The organism is Sphingomonas sp. ERG5 (assembly GCF_000803065.1).
Taxonomy (GTDB): Bacteria; Pseudomonadota; Alphaproteobacteria; order Sphingomonadales; family Sphingomonadaceae; genus Sphingomonas.
On the sequence record NZ_JSXI01000067.1, the window covers coordinates 73,590 to 96,695 of the forward strand.

Consider the following 23,106-nt stretch of genomic DNA (forward strand, 5'->3'; position numbering starts at 1 on the left):
GCGACCGGCCGCCAGCCCGCTTCAATCGCTATAGCCCTTCAGCTCGTCGCCGATGATGCGCACGACGTGAAGCACATTGGTCGACCCGGGCGTGCGGAACGGCACGCCGGCGATCACGATCACGCGGTCGCCCGCCTTGGCGATATTGTGGCGCAGCGCCATGCGCTTCGCCTTTGCCACCATGTCCTCGAACGATTCGACATCGCGGGTGTGCACCGCATGAGTGCCCCATAACAGGCCGAGCCGCCGCGCCGTCTCCACCTTGGGGGTCAGCACCATCAGCGGCACCGAGGGCCGTTCGCGCGCCACGCGCCGCGCGGTCGAGCCGGACGTGGTGAAGCAGATGATCGCCGCCACGCCGACCGTTGCGGCAATGTTCTTCGCCGCCTCGGCCAGCGCATCGGCGGTGGTCGGGTCGGGGCGGGTGACGGTGAAATGGATGCGGTCGCCATGCATCGGATCGCCTTCGACCGCGACGCCGATCGAATTCATCATCGCGACCGATTCGATCGGCCAGGCCCCGGCGGCACTTTCCGCCGACAGCATGATCGCATCGGCGCCATCATAGATCGCGGTCGCGACGTCGGACACTTCGGCCCGGGTCGGCGACGGCGAGGTGATCATCGATTCGAGCATTTGCGTCGCCACCACCACCGGGCGGCCGAGCCGGCGCGACACTTCGACGATGCGCTTCTGCAGCGGTGGGACCGATTCGGGCGGCAATTCGACGCCGAGATCGCCGCGCGCGACCATCACGCCGTCGCACTGCTCGACGATCTCCTCGAGCCGGTCGATCGCCGAGGGTTTTTCGATCTTGGCGAGCAGCGCCGCCTTGCCCTGGATCAGCAGCCGCGCCTCGGCCAGATCCTCGGGCCGCTGGACGAACGACAGCGCGATCCAGTCGACCCCCTGATCGATCGCCCAGGCCAGGTCGCTGCGATCCTTGGGGGTCAATGCCGCCATCGGCAGGACCACGTCGGGGACGTTCAGCCCCTTGTTGTTGGACAATGTACCACCGACTTCGACGCGGGTAATGATCTGGTCGGGATCATGCTCGGTCACGCGCAGCACCAGCTTGCCGTCGTCGAGCAGCAGCCGTGCGCCAGGTTCGATCGCGGCGAAAATTTCCTTGTGCGGCAATTCGACGCGCGTCGCATCGCCGGGCGTCTTGTCGCGGTCGAGCGTGAAGATCGCGCCCTTGACCAGTTCGGTGCGCCCGCCCTCGAACTTGCCGACGCGCAGCTTCGGACCCTGAAGATCGGCGAGGATCGTCGTCGGGCGGCCATATTTCTTTTCGAGGCTGCGGATCGCCTTGATCACCTCGACCTTCGATTCCTGGTCGCCATGGCTCATATTGACGCGGAAGGCATCGGCGCCGGCCTCGAACAGCTTGCCGATCATCTCGACGCTGTTGCTGGCGGGGCCCAATGTCGCAAGGACGCGCACCTTGCGCGAACGGGGACTGATGGCCTTGGTCATGGTTCGCGTCCTCGGGGCTTTGCGGGCCTTGGCTCTAAAGCCTATCTCCCGCCGATCAACCTGGAGAATGCACTATGTCGCAACTAAAAGAGATCGACGATGCCGAGGCTGCCGTAGCGTTCCGTCGGCTCGTCGCGCATCTGCGCCACCGCGACGATGCGCAGAATGTCGATCTGATGGGGCTGGCCGGATTCTGCCGCAACTGCCTGTCCGACTGGGTCGAGGAGGCGAGCGAAGGCCGGTTGAGCAAGGACGAGGCGCGCGCGGCGATCTACGGCATGCCCTATGCGCAGTGGAAGGCCGAGCATCAGGCTGAGGCGACACCCGAACAGCTTGAGCGGATGCGCGCCAGCGTCGCGAAAAATGCCGGCGGGACGAGTTGATTGCGCCTCAAATCTGGTTAGGGCTGACGCGCAAGGCCGATCGATACGGACCGGACAATCAAGGGGTCAGGGGATGACAATGCACAGGATGCTGGTTTCGGCGATCGCGCTCACCATGGGCATGGCCATAGCCGCGCAGGCACAGACCGCGCCGGCCGCATCCCCGGCACCCAAAACGATCTTCATCCATGCCGGTCATGTCATCGACCGCCCCGGCCAGCCGGCGCGCGGTGCGACGACCATCGTGGTGCGCGACGGCAAGGTGGTCGAGCTGCGCGACGGGTTCGCCGCGCCGGACGGCGCGGATGGCAATGCCAGCGTGATCGACCTCAAGGATCGCTATGTCCTGCCCGGGCTGATCGACATGCACGTGCATCTCTGGGGCATTGGCGGCGATCCGATGCGCGCGCGGCTCGGCGAACTCAACCGCGACGATGCCGATGATCTGATCGAGGCCGAAAAGAACATGCGCGTCACGCTGGAGGCGGGGTTCACCACGGTGCGCGACCTTGGCGGCAATCCGCGCGGCATCCGCGCGTTGCGCGACGGGGTCGAGGCCGGCGCGGTCGCCGGGCCGACGATCGTCAATGCCGGGCAGATGATCTCCGTCACGGGCGGGCATGGCGATGGCAGCAACGGCCTGGCCGAGGAATATGCCGACGCGGTCCATACGCATCAGATCAACACCTGTGACGGCCCCGACGATTGCCGCCGCGCGGTGCGCGCGCAGATTTCGCTCGGCGCGCAGGTGATCAAGTTCGCGGCGACCGGCGGCGTGCTGTCGAACGTCGCGGGCGGGCTCGGGCGGCAGATGACGCCGGAGGAGATGAAGGCGATCGTCGATACCGCGCACGCCTTTGGCCGCAAGGCGACCGCGCATTCGCATGCGCGCGAAGGCACCGAGGCCGCACTGGAGGCGGGGGTCGATTCGATCGAGCATGGCACTTTCCTCGAAGACTCGACGATCCGGTTGTTCAAGCAGCACAATGCCTGGCTGGTCCCGACGATGATCGCGCCGATCTCGGCGCTGGCGCAGGCGCGTGGCGGGCAATTGCCGCCGGCGACGATCGCCAAGGCCGAGGCGGCCGCAGCGGCTGCGGCGGCGAGCCACCGGCGCGCCTTCGCTGCCGGGGTAAAGGTCGCCTTCGGCACTGATACCGGCGTGTCGCGGCACGGTGAGAATGCGCAGGAATTCGCGCTGATGGTCAAGGCCGGGCTGACGCCCGCAGCGGCGATCCGCGCCGCGACGATCGACGCCGCCGACCTGCTCGGGCGCAAGGATCAGCTCGGCTCGCTCGAACCGGGCAAATTCGCCGACATCATCGCGGTGACCGAGGATCCGCTGGCCGATGTGACCCGGCTCGAGCGAGTCGATTTCGTCATGCGCCACGGCGTCGCGGTCAAGGTCGGCGGCGTTCGCCAGGCTTTTCCACCGAATTGATCGCAGCCCCGGTTGAGCCGCGTCGAGCGATGGCTTAGAGGCCCCGCCTCAAATCATTTCATCCTACCGGAGCATTCCCACTCATGAGCGACATTATCGCCGCCGACCAGCTACGCCTTTTGATCGAACGTATCGAACGCCTCGAAGAGGAAAAGAAGGGCATCGCCGACGACATCAAGGACGTCTATGGCGAAGCCAAGTCGACTGGCTACGACACCAAGACGATGCGCCAGATCGTCCGGCTGCGCCGCATGGAAAAGCACCACCGCGATGAGGCTGAGGCGCTGCTCGAAACCTATAAGGTCGCGCTCGGTCTGGTGTGATTCGCGTCTTGCGTTCATGTCGAGCCTCTCGACAAAGCTTGAGACAGGCTTGTCGAGGGGCTGCTCTTTCTTCTACCAGCGCAGGTTCAGCAGGGGGCAGGGCTTCGACAGGCTCAGCCCGAACGGTTCGTTTTTCAGGACTCTCCCATGGCAGGCCATTCCAAGTTCAAGAACATCATGCACCGCAAGGGTGCGCAGGATAAGAAGCGCAGCTCGCTCTTTTCCAAGCTGAGCCGCGAAATCACCGTCGCGGCGAAGATGGGCCTGCCCGATCCGGACATGAACCCGCGCCTGCGCATGGCGGTCAACGCGGCCAAGGCGGCGTCGCTGCCCAAGGACAATATCCAGCGTTCGATCGACAAGGCGAGCCGCAGCGATGCCGAGACCTATGAAGAAATTCGTTACGAAGGCTTCGGTCCCGGCGGCGTGTCGCTGATCATCGAGGCGCTGACCGACAACCGCAACCGCACCGCGACCAATGTGCGCACCGCGGTATCGAAGAATGGCGGCAATCTCGGCGCGTCGGGTTCGGTCAGCCATGGGTTCGACCGTATGGGCCTGATCAACTATCCGGCCAGTGCCGGCGATGCCGACACAGTCTTCGAGGCTGCACTCGAAGCGGGCGCCGAGGATGTGTCGTCGACCGAGGACGGCCATGAAATCTGGACCGCGAACGATTCGCTGCACGAAGTGATCAAGGCGATCACTCCGGTGCTTGGCGAACCCGAAGGCGCGAAGCTCGCCTGGCGTCCGCAGACCATGGTCGATGTCGGCGAAGGCGATGCGAGCCTGTTGTTCAAGCTGATCGACACGCTTGACGATGACGATGACGTCCAGACCGTGTGGGGCAATTACGAAGTCTCCGACGAGGTGATGGAAAAGCTGGGATGACAGGCGCGTTTGCGCCCGGCCGGCTTGTTGTGTCTGGTCGTTTCCGCGCGAGCACCTCTTCTCCGCGATGATCATCCTCGGCCTCGACCCCGGACTCGGCACGACTGGCTGGGGCCTGATTCGCGCCGAGGGCAACCGCTTGTCCCATCTCGCCAATGGCAGGCTGAAGACCGACAGCGCCGCGCCGCTGCCGCGCCGCCTCGCCCATCTCGATATGATGATCGCCGCGCTGATCGTCGACCATGCGCCGGACGGCGCCGCGGCCGAGGAAGTGTTCGTCAACGCCAACCCGCAATCGACGCTGAAACTCGCCCATGCGCGGGGTGTCGTGCTGTGCGCCGCCGCACGCAGCGGTATCGAGGTCGGCGAATATGCCTCGCGGCTGGTCAAGAAAGCGGTGGTCGGTACCGGCAACGCGGAAAAGGCGCAGGTCCATGCGATGGTCGGCCGCTTGCTGCCCGGCGTGAAGATCGACGGCCCTGATGCCGCCGACGCGCTCGCCGTGGCGATCTGCCATGCGCATCATCTGGCGTCGGCGCGGCGCATTCCTGATCCGTCGAAATAGCGCGACGTAACTCCCGTGAAAGCGGGAGTCGCGCTTCCTTTTCTGCCCGCAAAAGAAGAAGCGGGATCCTCGCTTTCGCGGGGATGACGCGAAGAACAAAATCAACCTATGGTTGAATCTATGATCGCGCATCTCAAAGGCCGCCTCGACGCAACCGGTATCGACCATGCGGTGGTCGATGTTGGTGGCGTCGGTTATCTCGTTGGCGCTTCGGCCAGGACGCTGGCGAGCATCGGCCCGATCGGCGAAGCGGTGATGCTGCACACGGAAATGCTCGTGGCGGAGGACTTCATCCGCCTGGTCGGTTTCGCGACGGCAAGCGAGCGCGACTGGTTCCGCTTGTTGACCGGGGTGCAGGGCGTTGGCGCGCGCGTCGCGCTGGCGATCCTCTCCGCGCTTGATCCGGCCGAGCTGAGCCGCGCCATCGCCGCGCAGGACAAGGCGATGGTCGCGCGTGCCAATGGCGTCGGCCCGAAGCTTGCCGAACGCATCGTGCGCGAATTGAAGGACAAGATCGGCGGCGTGGCGATCGGCGGCGCTGCGCCGATCGTGCCCGGCGGTGCGGGCGCCGACGCCGTGTCGGCGATGCTCAATCTCGGCTTTCGCCCGGCCGAGGCCAATGCCGCGGTCGCTTCGGCGGAGGAGGAGCTGGGCACCGGCGCGACGCTCGATGCGCTGGTCCGCCTTGCCCTGCGTAAGGCGGCGAAGTAAGGGCGCGCGATCCGGTCGCCAATGCAGACCATCCGCCGAGCCGTCAGGGGGGATCCTTACGGTGACGTATCGATTGTGGGGTGCCATGTCGAAGATGCGATTGATACTTGCCGCAGCGCTTGCGCTGACCGCAACGCCGTGTTTTGCCGACAAGCCCGCATCGACGCCAGCGCTGCCCGCCGCGCTTCCCGCGCTCGGTGCCGACTGGATGCCCGATCCGGATCCGAGCGATGCGGTCACCCATCCCGGTCTCTGGCCGCGTGGCAATGCCACCGCGGCGGGCCTTGACGACATGATCCATGATGAACGGCTTTCCGCGCATCTGTCGAGCAACGGCCGTTCGGCGAGCGGGCGCATCCTGCGCTCGGTGAGCGGCGGATATCTGGTCGTGCCGCTCTTGAAGCTTCATTTCCCGCACCGCCGCTAGAGTTTGATCCAGCAAGACGGCACCGGCCCGCTCCCCCACCCGGCCCCCCACAGAATATACTGAATGGGTGGCCGGGTGGGGGAGCGGGCCGGTGCCGCGCTTCAGCGCAGCTGGATCAAACTCTAGCGGAACTCCGGCGCGGCGTTCCGCTAGCCGCGCATGGTTGCAACTGCAGTTGTCAGCGGGGCGCGACAAGCATAGCCTCCCGCGTTCCACAGGTGGAGACGACGCATGAAGCGACTCGTATTGGCGGCAACCAGCGTGTTGTTGATCCTTCCCGACATGGCCCTTGCCGTTCAGGCCGCACCCGAGCAAAGGCCCGCGCCGCCCCAAACGAGACCCGCACCGGGCAGGCCGCAGGTCCAGCCGCCACGCCCGGGAACCGGCGGGCCGCAGATTCAGCCGCCCCGTCCAGGCGGGCCGCAGATTCAACCACCGCGTCCGGGCCGGCCCGGCCCCGGGAACGGTGGACCGCAGATCCAGCCGCCACGGCCCGGCAATGGCGGTCCTCAGATTCAACCCCCGCGCCCCGGTCCGGGCAATGGCGGTCCGCAAATCCAGCCACCGCGTCCTGGCCGCCCCGGCCAGGTCAGGCCGCCGCGCCCGCCGCATCGTCCCGGCACCGGACGCCCGCCCCATTTCCGGCCGATCCATGGGCCCGGATTCCAGTATCCGCGCGGCTATCGCTATCGCCGCTGGGTGGTCGGGTTGCTGCTGCCGCGCCTGTTCCTGTCGAACAGCTATTATTATAATGACTGGTATGGTCTGGGCGTCGGCGCGCCGCCGCGTGGGTACCGCTGGGTCCGCTATGGCCCGGACCTGTTGCTGGTGCAGACGCGCACCGGGCGCATCGCCGATGTGATCTACGGCGCCTTCTACTGAGGCGAATGGATCGGCATCGATCGTAGGAAGAAGGGCGGCCGGCACCCGTGTCGGCCGCCCCTTTTCGTCAGGCGCCGATCTTCTTCGCCAATGCGATCGCGATACCCTTGGCGCTCGCATTATCCGCGCTCGCCAGGGTGATGATCACGAACTTGTCCTCGCCGATAAAGACGTTCAGCTGGTTGATGCCGGGGACGAAGAACGCTTTCTTGCCCAGGCCGGCAATGTCCTCGACCGGCTTGTCGGAAAAGGCCTTGATCGATGCCGCGGCGGCATTTTTGGCGGCGTTCATCGCGCCATCGCTATTGTCGGCGATCGGCGACCAGCGCGCCATGAAGCTCGCATTGCCGCCGCCCGCCAGCGTGTAGGTGCATTCCGACGTCGCGGCAGCGCTGCCGTCTGCCTGATGGACCATGCCGAGTTGGGCTTCGGTTACCTGAGTGCCGAGCGCGGCCCCGACCGTCGCCTTGTCGAGCAGGGCGCAGGCATCGGTCGCATTCCAATTGCCGGGTGGCTTGGTACCGCCGCCGGTGCTGCCGCTCGCGCTGGTCTCCGCCGTTGCGGTGCCATTGGCGGTGCCGCCGCCGGAGGGGGCGTTACAGGCCGTGAGCAGTAAGGTGCTGCTCAGGGTCGCAACCATCGTCATCTTGTTGATCGGCATCATACCGTCTCTCCCGTTATGCGCTGCGATGGTGCGCCCAATATGTGCAGCGGCGTGAGCCTAGGGCGTGATGTGGGCAGGCGAAAGCGATTTGCCGTGCTCGACAGCAGGGCGTGCCTCCCGCTACGACCGCATTCGTGACCGATGCCGACCGCTTCATGACGCCCGAGCGCAAGCCCGAGGATATCGACGCCGCGCTGCGCCCCAAATCGCTTGACGAATTTGTCGGGCAAAAAGCGGCGCGCGAGAATCTGCGCGTGTTCATCGCCGCCGCCAAATCGCGCGGCGATGCGCTTGATCATGTGCTGTTCTTCGGGCCGCCCGGTCTGGGCAAGACGACGCTGGCGCAGATCGTCGCGCGCGAAATGGGTGTGGGATTCCGCGCCACCTCCGGTCCGGTGATCGCCAAATCGGGCGATCTCGCCGCGTTGCTGACCAATCTCGAGGATGGCGATGTGCTGTTCATCGATGAGATTCACCGTCTCGCGCCGGCGGTCGAGGAAGTGCTCTATCCGGCGATGGAGGATCGTGCGCTCGACCTGATGATCGGCGAGGGCCCCAGTGCGCGTAGCGTGCGGATCGACTTGCCGCGCTTCACCCTGGTCGGCGCGACGACGCGACAGGGCTTGCTGACCACGCCGCTACGCGATCGGTTCGGTATTCCGGTGCGGCTCAGTTTTTATACCGTCGACGAGCTGGAGCGCGTGGTCGCGCGCGCCGCGTCGCTGCTTGACCTGCCGGTGTCGGCGGACGGCGCGCACGAAATCGCACGCCGCTCGCGCGGGACGCCGCGCATCGCCGGGCGGTTGCTGCGCCGGGTGCGCGACTTCGCCAATGTCGCGGGCACACCCGTGGTCGATGCCCGGGCGGCCGATGCGGCGCTCAACCGGCTCGAAGTGGATTCGCTCGGTCTCGACGCGATGGACCGGCGCTATCTGATGATGATCGCCGATGTCTATCGCGGCGGCCCGGTCGGGGTGGAGACGCTGGCGGCGGGGCTGTCCGAACCGCGCGACACGATCGAGGAAGTGATCGAACCCTATCTGATCCAGCTCGGGTTGATCGCGCGCACGGCGCGGGGACGGTGCCTGAATGCGGGCGGCTGGAAGCATCTCGGGCTCAACCCGCCGGCCACGTCGCAGGACGGGCTGTTCGACTGAGCTTTGCCGGATCGGTCGGTCAGGTAGCGGCGTGGGGCTGAAGCGCCGCGGCCATCCACCGCCGCAGGTCGGAGACGGCAGCGGAATCAGCGGCCTCGGGCGGGGCCACGAAATGATATGAATCGCCTGGCAGGACCGGGGCGAAGGGTTGAACCAGCAGCCCGGCCGCCAGCGCGTCGGCGACGAGAACCAGGCTGGCGATGACAATGCCGTGCCCGGCAATGGCCGCTTGAATCGCATGGCCGCCATCGGTGAAGCGGGGGCCGGCAGTCACATCGACCCCATCGAACCGCGCAACGCCGCACCACCGCGCCCAGTCCGGCGCCGGGCTGGGCGCGCGCCGCCCGTCAATGTGGAGAAGAACGGCTTTCTTCAGGGCCGGAAGGCCCGTGATGCCAAGCGATGGGCTGCAAACGGGCGCGAATGCGTCATCGGTCAGTTTGACCGAATCCACATTCGGATAGCCGCCCGGGCCGTACCGGATCGCGATGTCCACTTCGCCGCGCCGAAGATCGACCAGCTCATCGGATGCATGCAGGCGAAGATCGACCATGGGCAGGATCGCCTGCAATTCGGCCAGACGCGGAACAAGCCATTGGCTCATAAAGGCGGTGTTCGCGGAAAGCGTTATTTTCTCCAGGCCGCTCGCTTGCCGCACGCGCCTGACCGCGTCGCCAATCGTCTTCAGCGCCGCCGCCGCCGCTTCATGGAGTTCGGCGCCGCCCGGCGTCAGCAGAACCCGCCTTGGATTCCGGTCGAGCAACTTGATGCCCAGATATTCTTCCAGCTGTCGGATCTGGTGGCTGACCGCCGTTGGCGTCACCGAAAGTTCGAACGCCGCGCGCTTGAAACTCGCATGCCGCGCCACGGCTTCGAACGTGCGGAGCGCAGCGAGCGGAGGAAGGTCGTTCATGATGAATCCTGCTCATCTTATGCTGAGAATTGGTCGATTGCTGAACTGAAACGCTGCGCATAACACCGAGCCGCGGGGATTATGAGATGAATTTTCATCATCATTTGGAGTATCGTTATGGGTGGACTGGTGTTCGGGATGGTCGATGTTTTTGCCGATGCGCCCTTGGAGGGTAATCCGCTGGCCGTCGTCGAAGGCGGCGAACAGCTTTCGGATGATGTGCTTCGCGCGATCGCGCGCGAGTTCAACCAGGCTGAAACGACCTTCATCATGAACAGCGCGAAAGCGGACCGGAAGCTCCGCTCGTTCACCGCGGCGGGCGCCGAGGTCTTCGGCGCGGGCCATAACGCCCTTGGCGCGTGGCTGTGGCTGGCGCGAGGCGATGCGCTTGGTCCGCTGGATTCGGCGACCACCTTTCAACAGGAAATTGGGGACGCGGTTCTGCCGGTCGTTCTCGAACGCCGTGACGGGCAGGTCCATGGCCGCATGCGGCAGAAGCCGCTCCGGCTGTTGCCGGCTCTGAGCGATACCAGCGGCCTGGCGGCGGCGCTTGGTCTGGCGGCCGGGGATTTTCTTTTCGATCCGGCGCCCCGGGTGGGCGATACCGGCGCGGCCCATCTGTTGGTTCGGGTCCGTGACAAAGCGGCGGTCGATCGCGCCGAGCCGAATGTGCCGGCGCTGCTGAGCTTGCTCGAAGGGGCGCAGGCGGAGGGCTGTTATGTCTATTGGTTCGACGCGGACTCCGGCGCGGATGCCTATGCGCGCTTCTTCAATCCGACGGTCGGCCTGTGGGAAGACGCCGCGACCGGCACGGCGGCCGGTCCATTGGCGGCCTATCTGTTCGCGGAGCGTCTGTTGCGCGGAACGTCGCTACTGGTCGAGCAGGGGACGCGCCTGGGACGCCGCAGCCTCTTGTCCATCCAAGTCGGGGAACAGCCCGAATTATCCGGCTCGGGCATCGTCGTGATGGAGGGCCGAATCCTGCTGTAGATTTCGGCAAGATCGCGCGCCTGCGTGATGGCTCCCCGCGCAACAATCTGATAGCGCAGTGAGGATGCCGACCGCCGCCAACTCCGCCCGCGAAATCCTGGTCAGACTGCACGATGTGATGGCGTCGCGCACGGCGGCGCAGGCGAAGCTCAATTCGGTGGTCGGGATCGTCGGCGAAGCTATGTCGAGCGAGGTCTGCTCGATCTATCTGCTGCGTGACGGCGTGCTCGAACTCTATGCCACGCGCGGCCTGGCGCAGGAGGCGGTGCATGTCACCAAGCTCGCGCTGGGCGAGGGGCTGGTCGGCACGATCGCCGAGCAGGTCGAGACGCTCAACCTCGATGAGGCCGCGAGCCATCCCGATTTCGCCTACAAGCCCGAAACGGGCGAGGAAAAATTCCACAGCTTTGCCGGCGTGCCGATCATTCGCCGCGAACGGTCGGTTGGCGTGCTGTGCGTCCAGCATGCCGATCCGCACAAATATGACGATGTCGAGATCGAGGCGCTGCAGACCGTCGCGATGGTGCTGAGCGAGCTGATCGCCAATGCCGATCTGGTCGATACCGCCGGCGCGGCGACCTTGCGGCCGCAAACCACGGCGGCGATGCGCATCGACGGGCTCAAGCTCGTCGAGGGTATGGGCAGCGGCTATGCCGTGTTCCACCAACCGCGCATCACCATCGAGCATACCGTCGCCGAGGATATCGATGCCGAGCGACACCGGGTCTATGCCGCGTTCGACAAGATGCGCGAGCAGATCGAGCGCATCGCCAGCCAGGCCGAATTCGGCGTCGGCGGCGAACATGACGAAGTGCTGCAGACCTACAAGATGTTCGCCTATGACGAGGGCTGGAGCCGCCGCATCAATGAAGCGATCGATTCCGGCCTGACCGCCGAGGCGGCGATTGAGCGTGTGCAGCAGCGCACCCGCCAGCGCATGCGTCAGATCGACGATCCGCTGCTTGCCGATCGCATGCATGATCTGGAGGATCTGTCGAACCGGCTGCTGCGCATCGTCTCGGGCCAGATGGGCACCGCCGCGCAAGGCGGGCTCAGGCAGGACACGATCCTGATCGCGCGCAATCTCGGGCCGGCCGAACTGCTCGAATATGACCGCCGCCGCCTGAAGGGCGTGGTGCTCGAGGAAGGGTCGCTGACCGCGCATGTCACCATCGTCGCGCGGGCGATGGGCGTGCCGGTGCTTGGCCGGGTCAAGGGCGTGCGCCGCTCGATCGCCGAGGGCGATATGCTGCTGCTCGATTCGACCGCGTCGAATGTCTTTGCGCGTCCCTCGCCGGCGATGGAGGAAGCGTTCGAGGCGAAGCTGCAGCTGCGCCAGAAGCGCCGTGCGGTGTTCGCCGCGCTGAAGTCCGAATTGCCGATCACCACGGATGGTCACCGTGTGACGGTGATGGTCAATGCCGGCCTGCGCGACGATGTCGCGGCGCTCGACATGACCGGTGCCGACGGCATCGGGCTGTTCCGCACCGAATTCCAGTTCCTCGTCTCCGCCACGCTCCCGCAACGCGAACGGCAGCAGCGACTGTACCGCGAAGTGCTCGATGCGGCGGGCGACCGGCCGGTGATCTTCCGCACCGTCGATATCGGCGGCGACAAGGCGCTGCCCTATCTGACTCAGGACGATGCCGAGGAGGAGAATCCGGCGATGGGCTGGCGCGCGCTCCGGCTCGCGCTCGAACGCGACGGGCTGATGAAGGTCCAGGCGCGCGCGTTGCTCGAGGCGGCGGCGGGGCGCACGCTCAACGTCATGTTCCCGATGGTGTCCGAACCCTGGGAATATGAACAGGCGCGCGCCTTGTTCGAGGTGCAGCGCGACTGGTTCGTGCAGCGGGGCCGCAAGCTGCCCAACGAAATCAATTACGGCACCATGCTCGAAGTGCCGGCGTTGGCCGAGCAGCTCGACATCCTGCTGCCCAAGCTCGATTTCCTCTCGGTCGGCACCAATGACCTGACTCAGTTCCTGTTCGCCGCCGACCGCGCCAATCCGAAGCTGGCCGAGCGTTACGACTGGCTCAGCCCGGCGATTCTGCGCTTCCTTGCCCGGCTTGTCCCACCGACGACCGCGGCCGGCGTACCGCTCGGCGTGTGTGGCGAAATGGGGGGGCGGCCGCTCGAGGCGATGGCGCTGATCGGGCTCGGCATCGACCGGCTGTCGATCACGCCCGCCGCAGTCGGACCGATCAAGGCGATGGTCCGCTCGCTCGACCGGGCGGCATTGATGGCGCACATGAAGCTGCTTCTGGCGGCGCCGCCGCGCGACATGCGCGGCGCGTTGAACGCCTGGGCGGTGGAAAGCGGCGTCGAACTGGCATGATTGTGTGACGGATCGGGTAGGGAGGGCGTTGACACCATCGCGACCCTTTGTGAGACACGTCCGCAATCGCAGGAAAAAACATCGGGCCGCACCTTCCTGCCGGAGACAATCATGACCGACGTCGAACCCGGCGAGGAAGCCACACTTTTCCCCAAGACGGCGGGGGAAAGGTTGCGCGACGCGCGTGAAGGGCAAGGCCTGTCGCTGGCCGAGATCGCCTCGCGGACGCGCATTCCGATCCGCCAGCTCGAAGCGATCGAAACGGGCAATTTCGCGGCGCTGCCATCGGTCACCTATTCGGTCGGTTTCGCCAAGGCCTATGCGCGCGCGGTCGGCCTCGACGAAGTCGCGATCGCGCGCGAAGTGCGCAGCCAGAACGAGGAAGGCGTGCGGCGTACCGAATATGAGGCCTATGAGATCAACGATCCGTCGCGCAATCCGACCAGCGGCGTCGTGATCGTTTCGGTGGTGGTGACGCTGTTGCTGATCGTCGCGGTCGGCCTGTGGTACGGGACGACCCTGTTCCGTGGCGAGGACCCGACATCGGTCGCGCCGGTCGCTGAAAACCAGATCGCGCCCGCCCCGGTGGCCGCACCGGCGCCAACACCGGTTGCGCCGGCCGGCGGCCAGGTCACGCTGGTCGCCACCGATGAGGTGTGGCTGCGCGTTTATGATGCGAACAAGAAGACGCTGTTCGAAAGCACGATGAAGGCAGGCGACCGTTATGACGTGCCGGCCGACGCGAATGGCCCGATGATCAATATCGGCCGGCCCGACAAGGTGCAGGTGCTGCTCAACGGATCGCAGCTGCCGCCGCTCGGCGATGGCCGGGTGGCGATCAAGGATGTCGGGGTCAGCGCCGCGGTGCTCAATGCGCGGGTCAATGGCGTGTCGGTGCCCACGCCGCCCACGGCAATGCTGCAAAGCGGTAACGGGCCGCAAAGCGGTAACGGGCCGCAAAGTGGCAACGGGCCCCAAAATGGCAATGGATCGTCGACAAGCTCATCGCGGCGAAATGCCGAGAGGCGCCCGACGCCGCCGCCGACGACGACCACGCCCGCGACGCCGATCGAGCCGCTCGCCACCTCTCCTGCGCCGGCGGCATCGCCGGCGACTGCTCCTTAAGGCTGGCGACAGGATGAAGATGTCAGCTATACCGCCCCATTCACTGCACCGGGGGGTGTCATGCGTAACTATTTGACGACGGCTATTTTACTGATCGGGGTCGCGGTGATCCCGGGCACCGCCCTCGCGCAATCGGCGGTCGAGAACCGTGTCGAGCGGCTCGAGGGACAGATGCGCGCGGTTCAGCGCAAGGTTTTTCCGCCGCAGGGCAACAATCAGCTGATCCAGCCCGACATCGCGCCGAACGACTATTCGACGCCGTCCACCGGCGCGCCATCGGGTAGTCCGCTCAGCGACCTGACCGCGCGGGTCGATGCGCTCGAATCGCAATTGAGCGGGCTGACCGGCCAGATCGAACAGCTCCAGTTCAAGGGCCGCCAGCTCGATGAGGGTTTTGCCGCCTATAAGCGCGCCACTGACGCGCGACTGAAGGCGCTGGAGGGCACCGCCGCCCCGGCCGATACGACGGCGATCGATACGCCGCCGGTCGCGGCCGTCACGCCGAAGCCGCCTGCGACCAGGCCGGGGGCGACCAGGCCGGTCACACCGACCACCGCGCCGACGCCGGCCGCCGCCAAGGATCCGGCCCGCGCCGAGCGCGTTGCGGCAATCGAAAAGCCCGCCACCGAAGATGCCGGCGAGGACCTGTATAATTACGGCTACCGACTGTGGGAGGCGAAGCTCTACCCCGAGGCCGAGGTGCAGTTCAAAACGCTGGTCAAGGATTATCCGCAGCATCGCCGCATCAGCCGTGCGCAGAACATGCTTGGCCGGGCGCTGCTCGATGGCGGCAAGCCGAACCTCGCGATCCTCGCCTTCTACGACAATTACCGCAAGATGCCGAAGGGCGACCGCGCGCATGAGAGCCTGTTCTACCTCGCCCAGGCGCTGGTGAAGCTCAACAAGCCGGCGGCCGAGGTGTGCAAGGTCTATGACGAGCTCGAGGATGTCTATCCCGACAAGCTCTCGCCGCAGATGAAGGCCGATGTCGCGCGCGGTCGTGTCACCTCCAAATGCAAATGAGGTGACGTTGGCGGCCGAACGGATCGCGCGCGCTGCGTGCGATCTGGCGGCGGCCCTGCGGCGGCCGGTCCAGCCGGATGACCGGCTGGCGCTGGCCGTGTCCGGCGGCCCGGACAGCATGGCGATGCTGGCATTGCTCGCGACGGCCTTTCCGGGACAGGTGATCGCCGCGACGGTCGATCACGGCCTCAGGCCCGAGGGGGCGGCGGAGGCGGCGATGGTCGCCGCCTATTGCGCCACGCAGGACGTGCCGCATGCCGTTCTGACTCTCGCCACCGCAATCGGCCCCGCCAATATCCAGGCCGCTGCGCGCGACGCACGCTATCTTGCGCTTCGCGGCTGGGCGACCGGGGCCGGTGCGACACTGCTCGCCACTGCGCATCATGCCGATGATCAGGCGGAAACCTTTCTGATGCGCGCCGCGCGCGGGTCAGGCCTGTCGGGGCTTGCGGCGATCCGCCCGGCTCAGCGCGTCGGTGCCGATCCGGAACGGGGCCTCATGCTGGTCCGCCCTTTTCTCGGCTGGCGCCGTGCCGATCTGCGGCGCGTCGCCGAAACCTGGTCGCTGCCTTTTGTCGACGATCCGAGCAATGCCAATGCGCGATTCGACCGGACGCGCTTTCGCACCTTGCTGCGCGAGGCGCCGTGGCTCGATGCCGGCCAGATCGCGCTTTCCGCGGGCTATCTCGCCGAGGCCGATCATGATCTGCGCGCGCTTGAACAATGGCTATGGGTGAGCCGCGCTTTGCCCGGTGACGCCGAAACGCTGCGGATTGATGTCACCGCCCTGCCGCGCGAGGTCCGTCGCCGTCTTGCGCGAATCGCCATCGCCAAAGCGCGGGCCGAAATGGGTATTTCCGCGCCGAAATGGTCGCCTGCGACCAATATCGAGGCGCTGCTCGATGCGCTCGACGCCGGAAAATCGGCGACTCAAGGGGGCGTTCTGGCCTCGGCCAAGGGCGGAATCTGGCAATTTCGCGTGGCTCCGCCGCGCCGAACGCACTGATAAACCCGACTCCTGCGTCTGTTCCATTGCCATTAACCTCGCATCGCCTATCTTGTGATCTCGAAAGGTATGCGCAGCGATGAACGATAACGAAAAACAGCCTGGCCCCGACAGCGGCGGTCCCAACCCCTGGATGAAGAGCTTGCTCGTCTGGGTTGGCATCCTTGTTGCGCTGGCGCTGTTCGTGACGCTGATCGACGGCCGTACCACCCCGGCGGTGGGCGGAGCGATCGCGTATTCGACCTTCCTCGACAAGGTCCAGGAAGGCACGGTGAAGGAAGTCAATGTCGCGGGCGACGTGATTTCCGGCACGCTGCGCGACGACACGCGCTTCCGCACTTATGCGATGGCCGATCCGCAGCTGACCGAAAAGCTGCGCGCCAAGAACATCATCATCACCGCCAAGCCTGAGGAAGGCCCGGCGATCTGGCAGGTCATCCTGATCCAGTCGCTGCCGTTCCTGCTGTTCCTGGGCATTGCCTTTTTCGTGCTGCGCCAGATGCAGAAGAATAGCGGCTCGGGCGCGATGGGCTTCGGCAAATCGCGTGCGAAGATGCTGACGCAGAAGGAAGGCCGCGTGACCTTCGACGACGTCGCCGGCATCGACGAAGCGCGCGAGGAATTGCAGGAGATCGTCGAGTTCCTCAAGGACCCGACCAAATTCGCCCGCCTCGGCGGCAAGATTCCCAAGGGCGCGCTGCTGGTCGGCTCGCCCGGCACCGGCAAGACGCTGCTCGCCCGCGCCATCGCGGGTGAGGCGGGCGTGCCCTTCTTCACCATTTCCGGTTCGGACTTTGTCGAAATGTTCGTCGGCGTCGGCGCGAGCCGCGTGCGCGACATGTTCGAACAAGCCAAGAAATCGGCGCCATGCATCGTCTTCATCGACGAAATCGACGCGGTCGGCCGTCATCGCGGCGCGGGCCTCGGCAATGGCAATGACGAACGCGAACAGACGCTCAACCAGCTGCTGGTCGAAATGGACGGCTTCGAGGCGAGCGAGGGCATCATCATCGTCGCGGCGACCAACCGTCCCGACGTGCTTGACCCCGCCTTGCTGCGTCCGGGCCGCTTCGACCGCCGCGTGACGGTGCCGCTGCCCGATATCGAAGGTCGGGTGAAGATTCTCGAAGTGCATATGAAGAAGGTGCCGCTCGCGCCCGACGTCGATGCGCGCACCCTCGCGCGCGGCACGCCGGGCATGTCCGGCGCCGATCTCGCCAATCTGGTCAATGAAGCGGCGCTGATGGCCGCGCGGCTTGGCAAGCGCCTCGTCGCGATGGCGCAGTTCGAGATCGCCAAGGACCGCGTGATCATGGGCACCGAGTGGAAATCGCTCGTCATGACCCCGGATGAAAAGCGCATGACCGCCTATCATGAGGCCGGCCACGCGCTCGTCCGCGTGCATGAGCTGGCGTCGGATCCGATCCACAAGGCGACGATCATCCCGCGCGGTGGTGCGCTGGGCATGGTCGTGTCGATGCCCGAGCGCGACAATTACTCCTATCATCGCGACAAGATGTACGCCGATCTGGCGTCGGTCATGGGTGGCCGCGTCGCCGAGGAAGTGATTTTCGGGCACGACAAGGTGTCGTCGGGCGCATCAAGCGACATCAAGCAGGCGACCAAGCTCGCCCGCGCGATGGTCACGCAATGGGGCATGTCGGAAACGATCGGCCCGCTCCAATATGAGGAGCAGCAGGGCGAGACCTTCCTTGGCTATTCGCAGACTCAGCGGCACAATATGTCGAACGAGACGGCGCTGGCGATCGACGGCGAAATCCGCCGCCTGGTCGAGGGCGGGCACAAGCGTGCGACCGAGCTGATCACCAAGCATGTCGATCAGCTCCACGCCATTGCCGGCGCGCTGCTCGAATTCGAGACGCTGACCGGTGAGGAGATCAAGGCATTGGTCGCTGGCAATCAGATCGACCGCGACAGCGGCCCCAAGGCGCCTTCGGTGCCGGTGGGCGGCACGTCGATCCCCAAGACGCGGCGCCCCAAGGGACCGTTCGGCACCCCGAGCCCGGTCGGCGCCTGAGGCGATCCTGCTGATACCACCCGGATACGACCTTGTCGTATCGCGATGACGAATGACCCCTTTCCGGCTCGGGCCGGGAAGGGGTTTTTCGTGGTCAGGTGGGCGGCGCGGATCGTGCCCGGCCCCGGACCTGATCCGGGGCGTCAACATCCTGATTCGGATCCGTCGCATGACAGGCCCGTCATGCCTGTCGGTGCAAGGCTCGGGGCGGGGTGGCCCCGCTCGACGCCGCGCGTCAGACCGCGGACGTGCTGGCGATCGCCATGAAGAACAGGAGGGCCGCGACATAAGCGGAGACGACCAGCGCACATGTCCGCCACAATGCGCTGAACCGGGTCAGGCCATAGGCGCCCTTTAGCTGCTTATACATGTGGAATGGCGGGCCGAACAGGAACACCAGGACGATGATCGCCGTCGGCAGTCCCAGCGCGCTGCCGATGCTCAGGCCGACCACGCCCAGCGTCATCGCCGACAATGAATAGATCGCGAAGATCGCATGGTCGTACGGCCCGACATCGCGGCGGAACGCGAACAACAGCCAGATGAACGGCAAGGAGATCGGGATCAGCGCCCAGCTGAACTTATAGGCGTTCGATTGCAGCTTGTAGAAGAAGAGTCCCGGTTCCTTGCCCACCTTCTGGACGCGCGTGTCGAGCCATCCATTGCCCGTCTGGGCCAATTGGATCGTCACCGGTTCGGGCAGTTTACCCTCGGTGATGCCATGGGCCATGGTCAGGCCCTTGATGTCGCCGCGCACATCCTCAAGGCGTTCGTCGATCCGCTCGGTATCGCCGCCGCGCGCGACCGCCGCGTCCCGCTGTTTGACCAGCCGCGCCTCGCGCTTCTTCTCCTTGTCGATTTCCGCGGACAGTTCGGCGATGCCGCTCTTGCCATTATGCGCCACCGTCGTGCCATGGCCGAACGGGCCGCCGACCATCCCGAAGGTCGCGACCATCAGGAACACCGAGAACAGGAACAGCGCCAGCGGCGAGACGAAGCGCATCCGCTCGCCCGCGATATAACGGCGGGTGAGCGCTCCGGGCCGCATGAACAGCATCGGCAGGGTGCGCCAGATCTTGCCCTCGAAATGGAACACGCCGTGCAGCAGGTCGTGGAACAGCGAGTGAAGATTGCGGTGCACATGCGCGTTCTGCCCGCAATGATGGCAATGATCGCCGATCAGCGCGGTCCCGCAATTGAGGCACGGGCCATGGCCCGCGCCGTCATGCGTTCCGGTGCTTCCCGGTGCGATGGCGTGCCCGATCAGGGCACCCGTGGCGATGTCGCCGACTGCTTCGATTTCCCCCGTCATCGCCGCTTCGAATAGCATCATGCCGGAGAAAGGCGATAGGGGTTTGGCCCTGCGCGGTGGTCGTGATAGCGACAGGATCATGGCTAGCACCGCGCTTGAGTTCGATCCCGTCTCGCTGATCGCCGATATGGGCGTTCGCGCCCGTAGCGCCGCGCGCACGGTCGCGGCTTTGCCAAGCGCGACCAAGGCGCGTGCACTCGACGCGGCGGCGGACCGGTTGCGCGTCGCGACGGCGGAGATTCTCGCCGCAAATGCGCGCGACATGGCGCATGGCCGCGAGATTGGCCTGTCGGACGCCATGCTCGACCGGCTGATGCTCGACGAAGCCAGAATCGAAGCGATGGCCGACGGCGTGGCGGCGATCGCTGCGTTGCGCGATCCGGTCGGTGCGCTGATCGATGAAAGCCGGCGGCCCAATGGCCTGGTGCTGCGCCGCGTGCGCGTGCCGATCGGCGTCATTGGCATCATCTATGAAAGCCGGCCCAACGTCACCGCCGATGCGGCGGCGCTCTGCGTCAAGGCGGGTAATGCCGTCATCCTGCGCGGCGGATCGGAAGCCGCGCACAGCAATCGGGCGATCCATGCCGCGTTCGTGGCCGGCCTGGACGAAGCCGGCTTGCCCGCCGACATCGCGCAACTCGTGCCGACCACCGACCGTGCCGCGGTTGGGGCGATGCTCACGGCCGAAGGGGTGATCGACCTGGTCGTGCCGCGTGGCGGCAAGAGCCTGGTCGCACGCGTCCAGGCCGAAGCGCGCGTGCCGGTGCTCGCGCATCTCGACGGCATCAACCATGTCTTCGTCCATGCCGCCGCCGACCCGACAATGGCGGCGCGTATCGTGGTCGATGCCAAGATGCGCCGCACCGGCATTTGCGGCGCGATGGAGACGCTGCTGATCGACCGCGACTATCCCGATGCCATTGGCCTGACGACGGCGCTTGCGGCGGCGGGATGCGAAGTGCGCGGCGATTCGGCGATCCGCGCGCTCGATGCGTCGGTCGCCGTCGCCGATGCGGCCGATTGGGACACTGAATATCTCGACGCGATCGCGTCGGTCGCGATCGTCGATGGCCTTGATGGCGCGATGGCGCATATCGCCGCGCATGGGTCGCATCATACCGATGCGATCGTCACGGCGGACGAAGCCGTGGCCGACCGTTTCATCGCCGGTGTCGATTCGGCGATCGTGCTGTGGAATGCCTCGACGCAGTTCGCCGATGGCGGCGAATTCGGCCTGGGCGCGGAAATCGGCATCGCCACCGGCCGCCTGCACGCGCGCGGCCCCGTCGCCCTCGAAGGGCTGACCACCTATAAATGGGTCGTGCGGGGCACGGGACAGGTGCGGGGTTGATCTGCTGTATCGAATGTATACATTGAATACATGGGCAAGACTTCAGTCGTCACCACCCGCCTTGATGCCGAGACCGTCGAACTGGTCGATCGCATCGTCGAAGCGCGTGGGCAAAGCCGTTCATGGTTCATTGCCCGCGTCGTGGGTGAGGCTGCCCGGCGCGAACAGGCGTTCCTGGATTTCGTGCAGCAAGGAATAGACGAGCTTGATCGCGGTGAAGGCATTCCACACGATGTCGTGATGAGTGAACTCGATGCGATGATCGCGAAACATGAGGCGCGATGCCGCGACTGATCTGGTCGCCGTCATCGCTGGATGACCTGAAAGGCATTGACCGCTATCTCGCGCCACTTGATGGCGCCGCTGCTGGCCGGATCTTGCGGGCCATCCGTGCGACCGCCGAACGGCTGCGGGATTATCCCCGTATCGGTCGCGCGATCGAGGAACGGTTTCATGTGCTCGGCGTGCGGACGACGCCTTATCTGCTGATCTATCGCATCATCGACACGGAAATCGAGATTGTTCGCATCAGGCACGCCAGGGAGGATTGGCTGGGCGAAATCGAGGGCGAACTATGACCCGCATCGGCCTGCTCGGCGGTTCCTTCAATCCGGCGCATCGCGGGCATCGCGCGATCAGCCTCGCCGCGCTCGACGCGCTCGGGCTCGACGAAGTGTGGTGGCTCGTCTCGCCGGGCAATCCGCTGAAGGATGCGGCGCGCGACATGGCGCCATTCGCTGTCCGCCTGGCTTCGGCGCGGGCGATGGCGCGGCATGCGCCGATCCGGCCGACCGATATCGAGCTGCGGCTCGGCACCCGCTATACTGCCGATACGCTCTACAAACTGGTCCGGCTTTACCCCAAAAAGCGCTTCATCTGGCTGATGGGCGGGGACAATCTCGCGCAATTCGATCAGTGGCGCGACTGGCGCGGCATTGCGCGTGAGGTTCCGATTGCGGTCATTGCCCGTCCGGGGTATGAGCATGCTGCCCGCGCGGCTCCCGCGATGGGTTGGTTGCGGCGCTTCATCCGGCCCGCATACCAGGCAAAGAGCTGGACGACGTGGAGAATGCCGGCACTCGTGCTGTTGCGATTCCGCCCTGACCCCACCTCGGCGACCGGCCTGCGCAAGACCGATCCCGCCTGGCAACGGCGTTTCTTGCCGCAATCCGGATCAACACGCTCATCATAGGAATCGTTTTGGCTTCAACTTCACCCGTCATTCGCGCGACCGACCCGGAAGAGGTCGAGGCGCTGCACAAGCTGGTCCTGGCTTCGCTCGACGACGATCAGGCGGTCGACACGATCTCCATCCCGCTCGCCGGCAAATCGTCGATCGCCGATCATATGGTGATCGCGAGCGGCCGGTCGACGCGTCAGGTCGCCTCGATGGCGTCGAAGCTCGCCGAGAAGATCAAGGGCGAACTCGGCCGCACGACGCGGATCGAAGGGCTGCCGACCGCAGACTGGGTGCTGATCGATGCCGGCGATGTGATCGTCCATCTGTTCCGCCCCGAAGTGCGCAGCTTCTACAATCTTGAGCGGATGTGGGCGTTCGGCGACGCACCGCCGGTGCCGACTGCGCCGGCGCTCGACGCCGATTCCGACGATTAAGAGCTTTTGGAAATGCGCTGAAAGCGCATTTCCAAACGGACTCTAGGCCTTGCTGCTCCATATCGTCGCACGGGGTCGCATCGGGAAAAGCCCCGAGGCGGAACTGGTCGCGCGCTATCTGAAGCGATTGTCCTGGCCGACCAAGGTCACCGAGCTACCCGATACCGGTGGCAAATTGCCGGTGGTCGAATCGCAAACCCGCATCGTCATGCTTGACGAGACCGGCGAGGTGTTGCCCTCACGCGTTTTCGCCGAGAAGCTCGGACGCTGGCGCGACGATGGCGTGCGTGAAACGCGCTTCATGATCGGCGCGGCGGATGGTTTCGACGACGCCGATCGCGCAAAGGCCGATCTGCTGTTCTCATTCGGCCGCGCGACCTGGCCGCATATGCTCGCCCGCGCGATGCTCGCCGAACAATTATGGCGGGCGACCAGCATCCTTGCCAACCATCCCTATCACCGCGAAGGATAGGCGG

Annotated in this window: 25 protein-coding genes; 21 read left to right on the forward strand and 4 right to left on the reverse strand. The window is 65.7% G+C overall.

The window, feature by feature from the left end:
• Positions 1 to 21 precede the first annotated feature (21 nt).
• Positions 22 to 1,479: a pyruvate kinase gene (gene pyk, locus OO12_RS21845; protein ID WP_034160867.1), complete on the reverse strand. Its 1,458-nt coding sequence runs from the start codon at positions 1,477 to 1,479 to the stop codon at positions 22 to 24.
• A 74-nt stretch (positions 1,480 to 1,553) separates the two neighbouring features.
• Between pyk and OO12_RS21850 the strand changes: the two genes are divergently transcribed.
• The 8 genes from OO12_RS21850 (at position 1,554) to OO12_RS21885 (ending at position 7,102) form a co-directional block, all read left to right on the forward strand.
• The gene (locus tag OO12_RS21850; RefSeq protein ID WP_034160868.1) at positions 1,554 to 1,862 is read left to right on the forward strand and encodes a DUF1244 domain-containing protein; all 309 of its coding nucleotides are present in this window, start codon (positions 1,554 to 1,556) and stop codon (positions 1,860 to 1,862) included.
• Positions 1,863 to 1,935: 73 nt separating this feature from the next.
• Positions 1,936 to 3,303 carry a metal-dependent hydrolase family protein gene (locus OO12_RS21855; RefSeq protein ID WP_235364959.1) on the forward strand — a complete coding sequence of 456 codons (1,368 nt, stop codon included), beginning with the start codon at positions 1,936 to 1,938 and terminating at the stop codon, positions 3,301 to 3,303.
• An 83-nt stretch (positions 3,304 to 3,386) separates the two neighbouring features.
• Positions 3,387 to 3,626, forward strand: a complete 240-nt coding sequence (locus OO12_RS21860) for a DUF2312 domain-containing protein (protein ID WP_034160869.1) — start codon at positions 3,387 to 3,389, stop codon at positions 3,624 to 3,626.
• A gap of 147 nt (positions 3,627 to 3,773) precedes the next feature.
• Positions 3,774 to 4,517 (forward strand): YebC/PmpR family DNA-binding transcriptional regulator, encoded by a 744-nt coding sequence (locus OO12_RS21865; protein ID WP_034160870.1) that lies wholly within the window; start codon positions 3,774 to 3,776, stop codon positions 4,515 to 4,517.
• A 67-nt stretch (positions 4,518 to 4,584) separates the two neighbouring features.
• Positions 4,585 to 5,082, forward strand: coding sequence for a crossover junction endodeoxyribonuclease RuvC (gene ruvC / locus OO12_RS21870; protein WP_034160871.1), 498 nt, complete (start codon positions 4,585 to 4,587; stop codon positions 5,080 to 5,082).
• 120 nt (positions 5,083 to 5,202) lie between these two features.
• Positions 5,203 to 5,793, forward strand: a complete 591-nt coding sequence (gene ruvA, locus OO12_RS21875; protein ID WP_034160872.1) for a Holliday junction branch migration protein RuvA — start codon at positions 5,203 to 5,205, stop codon at positions 5,791 to 5,793.
• Positions 5,794 to 5,878: 85 nt separating this feature from the next.
• Positions 5,879 to 6,220, forward strand: a complete 342-nt coding sequence (locus tag OO12_RS21880) for a hypothetical protein (protein ID WP_034160873.1) — start codon at positions 5,879 to 5,881, stop codon at positions 6,218 to 6,220.
• 231 nt (positions 6,221 to 6,451) lie between these two features.
• Positions 6,452 to 7,102, forward strand: coding sequence for an RcnB family protein (locus OO12_RS21885; protein WP_034160874.1), 651 nt, complete (start codon positions 6,452 to 6,454; stop codon positions 7,100 to 7,102).
• Between the two features lie 67 nt (positions 7,103 to 7,169).
• Here the strand turns inward: OO12_RS21885 and OO12_RS21890 are convergent, their stop codons facing one another.
• On the reverse strand, positions 7,170 to 7,766 hold the full coding sequence (locus OO12_RS21890; RefSeq protein ID WP_034160875.1) for a hypothetical protein: 597 nt from the start codon (positions 7,764 to 7,766) through the stop codon (positions 7,170 to 7,172).
• Positions 7,767 to 7,900: 134 nt separating this feature from the next.
• On the opposite strand from OO12_RS21890, the gene ruvB reads away from it, so the two are divergent.
• Positions 7,901 to 8,923: a Holliday junction branch migration DNA helicase RuvB gene (gene ruvB, locus OO12_RS21895; RefSeq protein WP_034160919.1), complete on the forward strand. Its 1,023-nt coding sequence runs from the start codon at positions 7,901 to 7,903 to the stop codon at positions 8,921 to 8,923.
• A 19-nt stretch (positions 8,924 to 8,942) separates the two neighbouring features.
• Here ruvB and OO12_RS21900 read toward each other — a convergent pair whose 3' ends face one another.
• Positions 8,943 to 9,836 (reverse strand): LysR substrate-binding domain-containing protein, encoded by an 894-nt coding sequence (locus OO12_RS21900; protein WP_034160876.1) that lies wholly within the window; start codon positions 9,834 to 9,836, stop codon positions 8,943 to 8,945.
• A gap of 117 nt (positions 9,837 to 9,953) precedes the next feature.
• Here OO12_RS21900 and OO12_RS21905 point away from each other — a divergent pair, with 117 nt between their 5' ends.
• The 6 genes from OO12_RS21905 (at position 9,954) to ftsH (ending at position 18,353) form a co-directional block, all read left to right on the forward strand.
• Positions 9,954 to 10,826 (forward strand): PhzF family phenazine biosynthesis protein, encoded by an 873-nt coding sequence (locus OO12_RS21905; protein WP_034160877.1) that lies wholly within the window; start codon positions 9,954 to 9,956, stop codon positions 10,824 to 10,826.
• 64 nt (positions 10,827 to 10,890) lie between these two features.
• Positions 10,891 to 13,161 (forward strand): phosphoenolpyruvate--protein phosphotransferase, encoded by a 2,271-nt coding sequence (gene ptsP / locus OO12_RS21910; protein ID WP_034160878.1) that lies wholly within the window; start codon positions 10,891 to 10,893, stop codon positions 13,159 to 13,161.
• A gap of 111 nt (positions 13,162 to 13,272) precedes the next feature.
• Positions 13,273 to 14,286, forward strand: coding sequence for a helix-turn-helix domain-containing protein (locus OO12_RS21915; protein WP_052216162.1), 1,014 nt, complete (start codon positions 13,273 to 13,275; stop codon positions 14,284 to 14,286).
• 60 nt (positions 14,287 to 14,346) lie between these two features.
• Entirely contained in the window at positions 14,347 to 15,309 is a 963-nt protein-coding gene (locus tag OO12_RS21920; RefSeq protein ID WP_034160879.1) for a tetratricopeptide repeat protein, read from the forward strand.
• Between the two features lies 1 nt (position 15,310).
• Positions 15,311 to 16,315: a tRNA lysidine(34) synthetase TilS gene (gene tilS, locus OO12_RS21925; protein ID WP_235364960.1), complete on the forward strand. Its 1,005-nt coding sequence runs from the start codon at positions 15,311 to 15,313 to the stop codon at positions 16,313 to 16,315.
• A gap of 79 nt (positions 16,316 to 16,394) precedes the next feature.
• Positions 16,395 to 18,353, forward strand: coding sequence for an ATP-dependent zinc metalloprotease FtsH (gene ftsH / locus OO12_RS21930; RefSeq protein ID WP_034160881.1), 1,959 nt, complete (start codon positions 16,395 to 16,397; stop codon positions 18,351 to 18,353).
• Between the two features lie 235 nt (positions 18,354 to 18,588).
• Here ftsH and OO12_RS21935 read toward each other — a convergent pair whose 3' ends face one another.
• Positions 18,589 to 19,686 carry a DUF3667 domain-containing protein gene (locus OO12_RS21935; protein WP_235364961.1) on the reverse strand — a complete coding sequence of 366 codons (1,098 nt, stop codon included), beginning with the start codon at positions 19,684 to 19,686 and terminating at the stop codon, positions 18,589 to 18,591.
• A 58-nt stretch (positions 19,687 to 19,744) separates the two neighbouring features.
• Here OO12_RS21935 and OO12_RS21940 point away from each other — a divergent pair, with 58 nt between their 5' ends.
• From OO12_RS21940 to OO12_RS21965, 6 genes are read left to right on the forward strand one after another with little or no spacing between them, the layout of a single operon-like run.
• Positions 19,745 to 21,016 carry a glutamate-5-semialdehyde dehydrogenase gene (locus tag OO12_RS21940; protein ID WP_034160882.1) on the forward strand — a complete coding sequence of 424 codons (1,272 nt, stop codon included), beginning with the start codon at positions 19,745 to 19,747 and terminating at the stop codon, positions 21,014 to 21,016.
• Positions 21,017 to 21,046: 30 nt separating this feature from the next.
• Complete coding sequence (locus OO12_RS21945) at positions 21,047 to 21,310, forward strand: CopG family ribbon-helix-helix protein (RefSeq protein WP_052216163.1); 264 nt, start codon at positions 21,047 to 21,049, stop codon at positions 21,308 to 21,310.
• Positions 21,298 to 21,594 carry a type II toxin-antitoxin system RelE/ParE family toxin gene (locus OO12_RS21950; protein ID WP_034160883.1) on the forward strand — a complete coding sequence of 99 codons (297 nt, stop codon included), beginning with the start codon at positions 21,298 to 21,300 and terminating at the stop codon, positions 21,592 to 21,594. The genes OO12_RS21945 and OO12_RS21950 overlap by 13 nt, the downstream gene beginning before the upstream one ends.
• The gene (locus tag OO12_RS21955) at positions 21,591 to 22,208 is read left to right on the forward strand and encodes a nicotinate-nucleotide adenylyltransferase (RefSeq protein ID WP_034160884.1); all 618 of its coding nucleotides are present in this window, start codon (positions 21,591 to 21,593) and stop codon (positions 22,206 to 22,208) included. Before OO12_RS21950 ends, OO12_RS21955 begins: the two co-directional genes overlap by 4 nt.
• Before the next feature lie 8 nt (positions 22,209 to 22,216).
• On the forward strand, positions 22,217 to 22,630 hold the full coding sequence (rsfS, locus tag OO12_RS21960; RefSeq protein ID WP_034160885.1) for a ribosome silencing factor: 414 nt from the start codon (positions 22,217 to 22,219) through the stop codon (positions 22,628 to 22,630).
• 49 nt (positions 22,631 to 22,679) lie between these two features.
• Positions 22,680 to 23,102: a 23S rRNA (pseudouridine(1915)-N(3))-methyltransferase RlmH gene (locus OO12_RS21965; protein ID WP_034160886.1), complete on the forward strand. Its 423-nt coding sequence runs from the start codon at positions 22,680 to 22,682 to the stop codon at positions 23,100 to 23,102.
• The last annotated feature ends 4 nt before the right edge of the window (positions 23,103 to 23,106 follow it).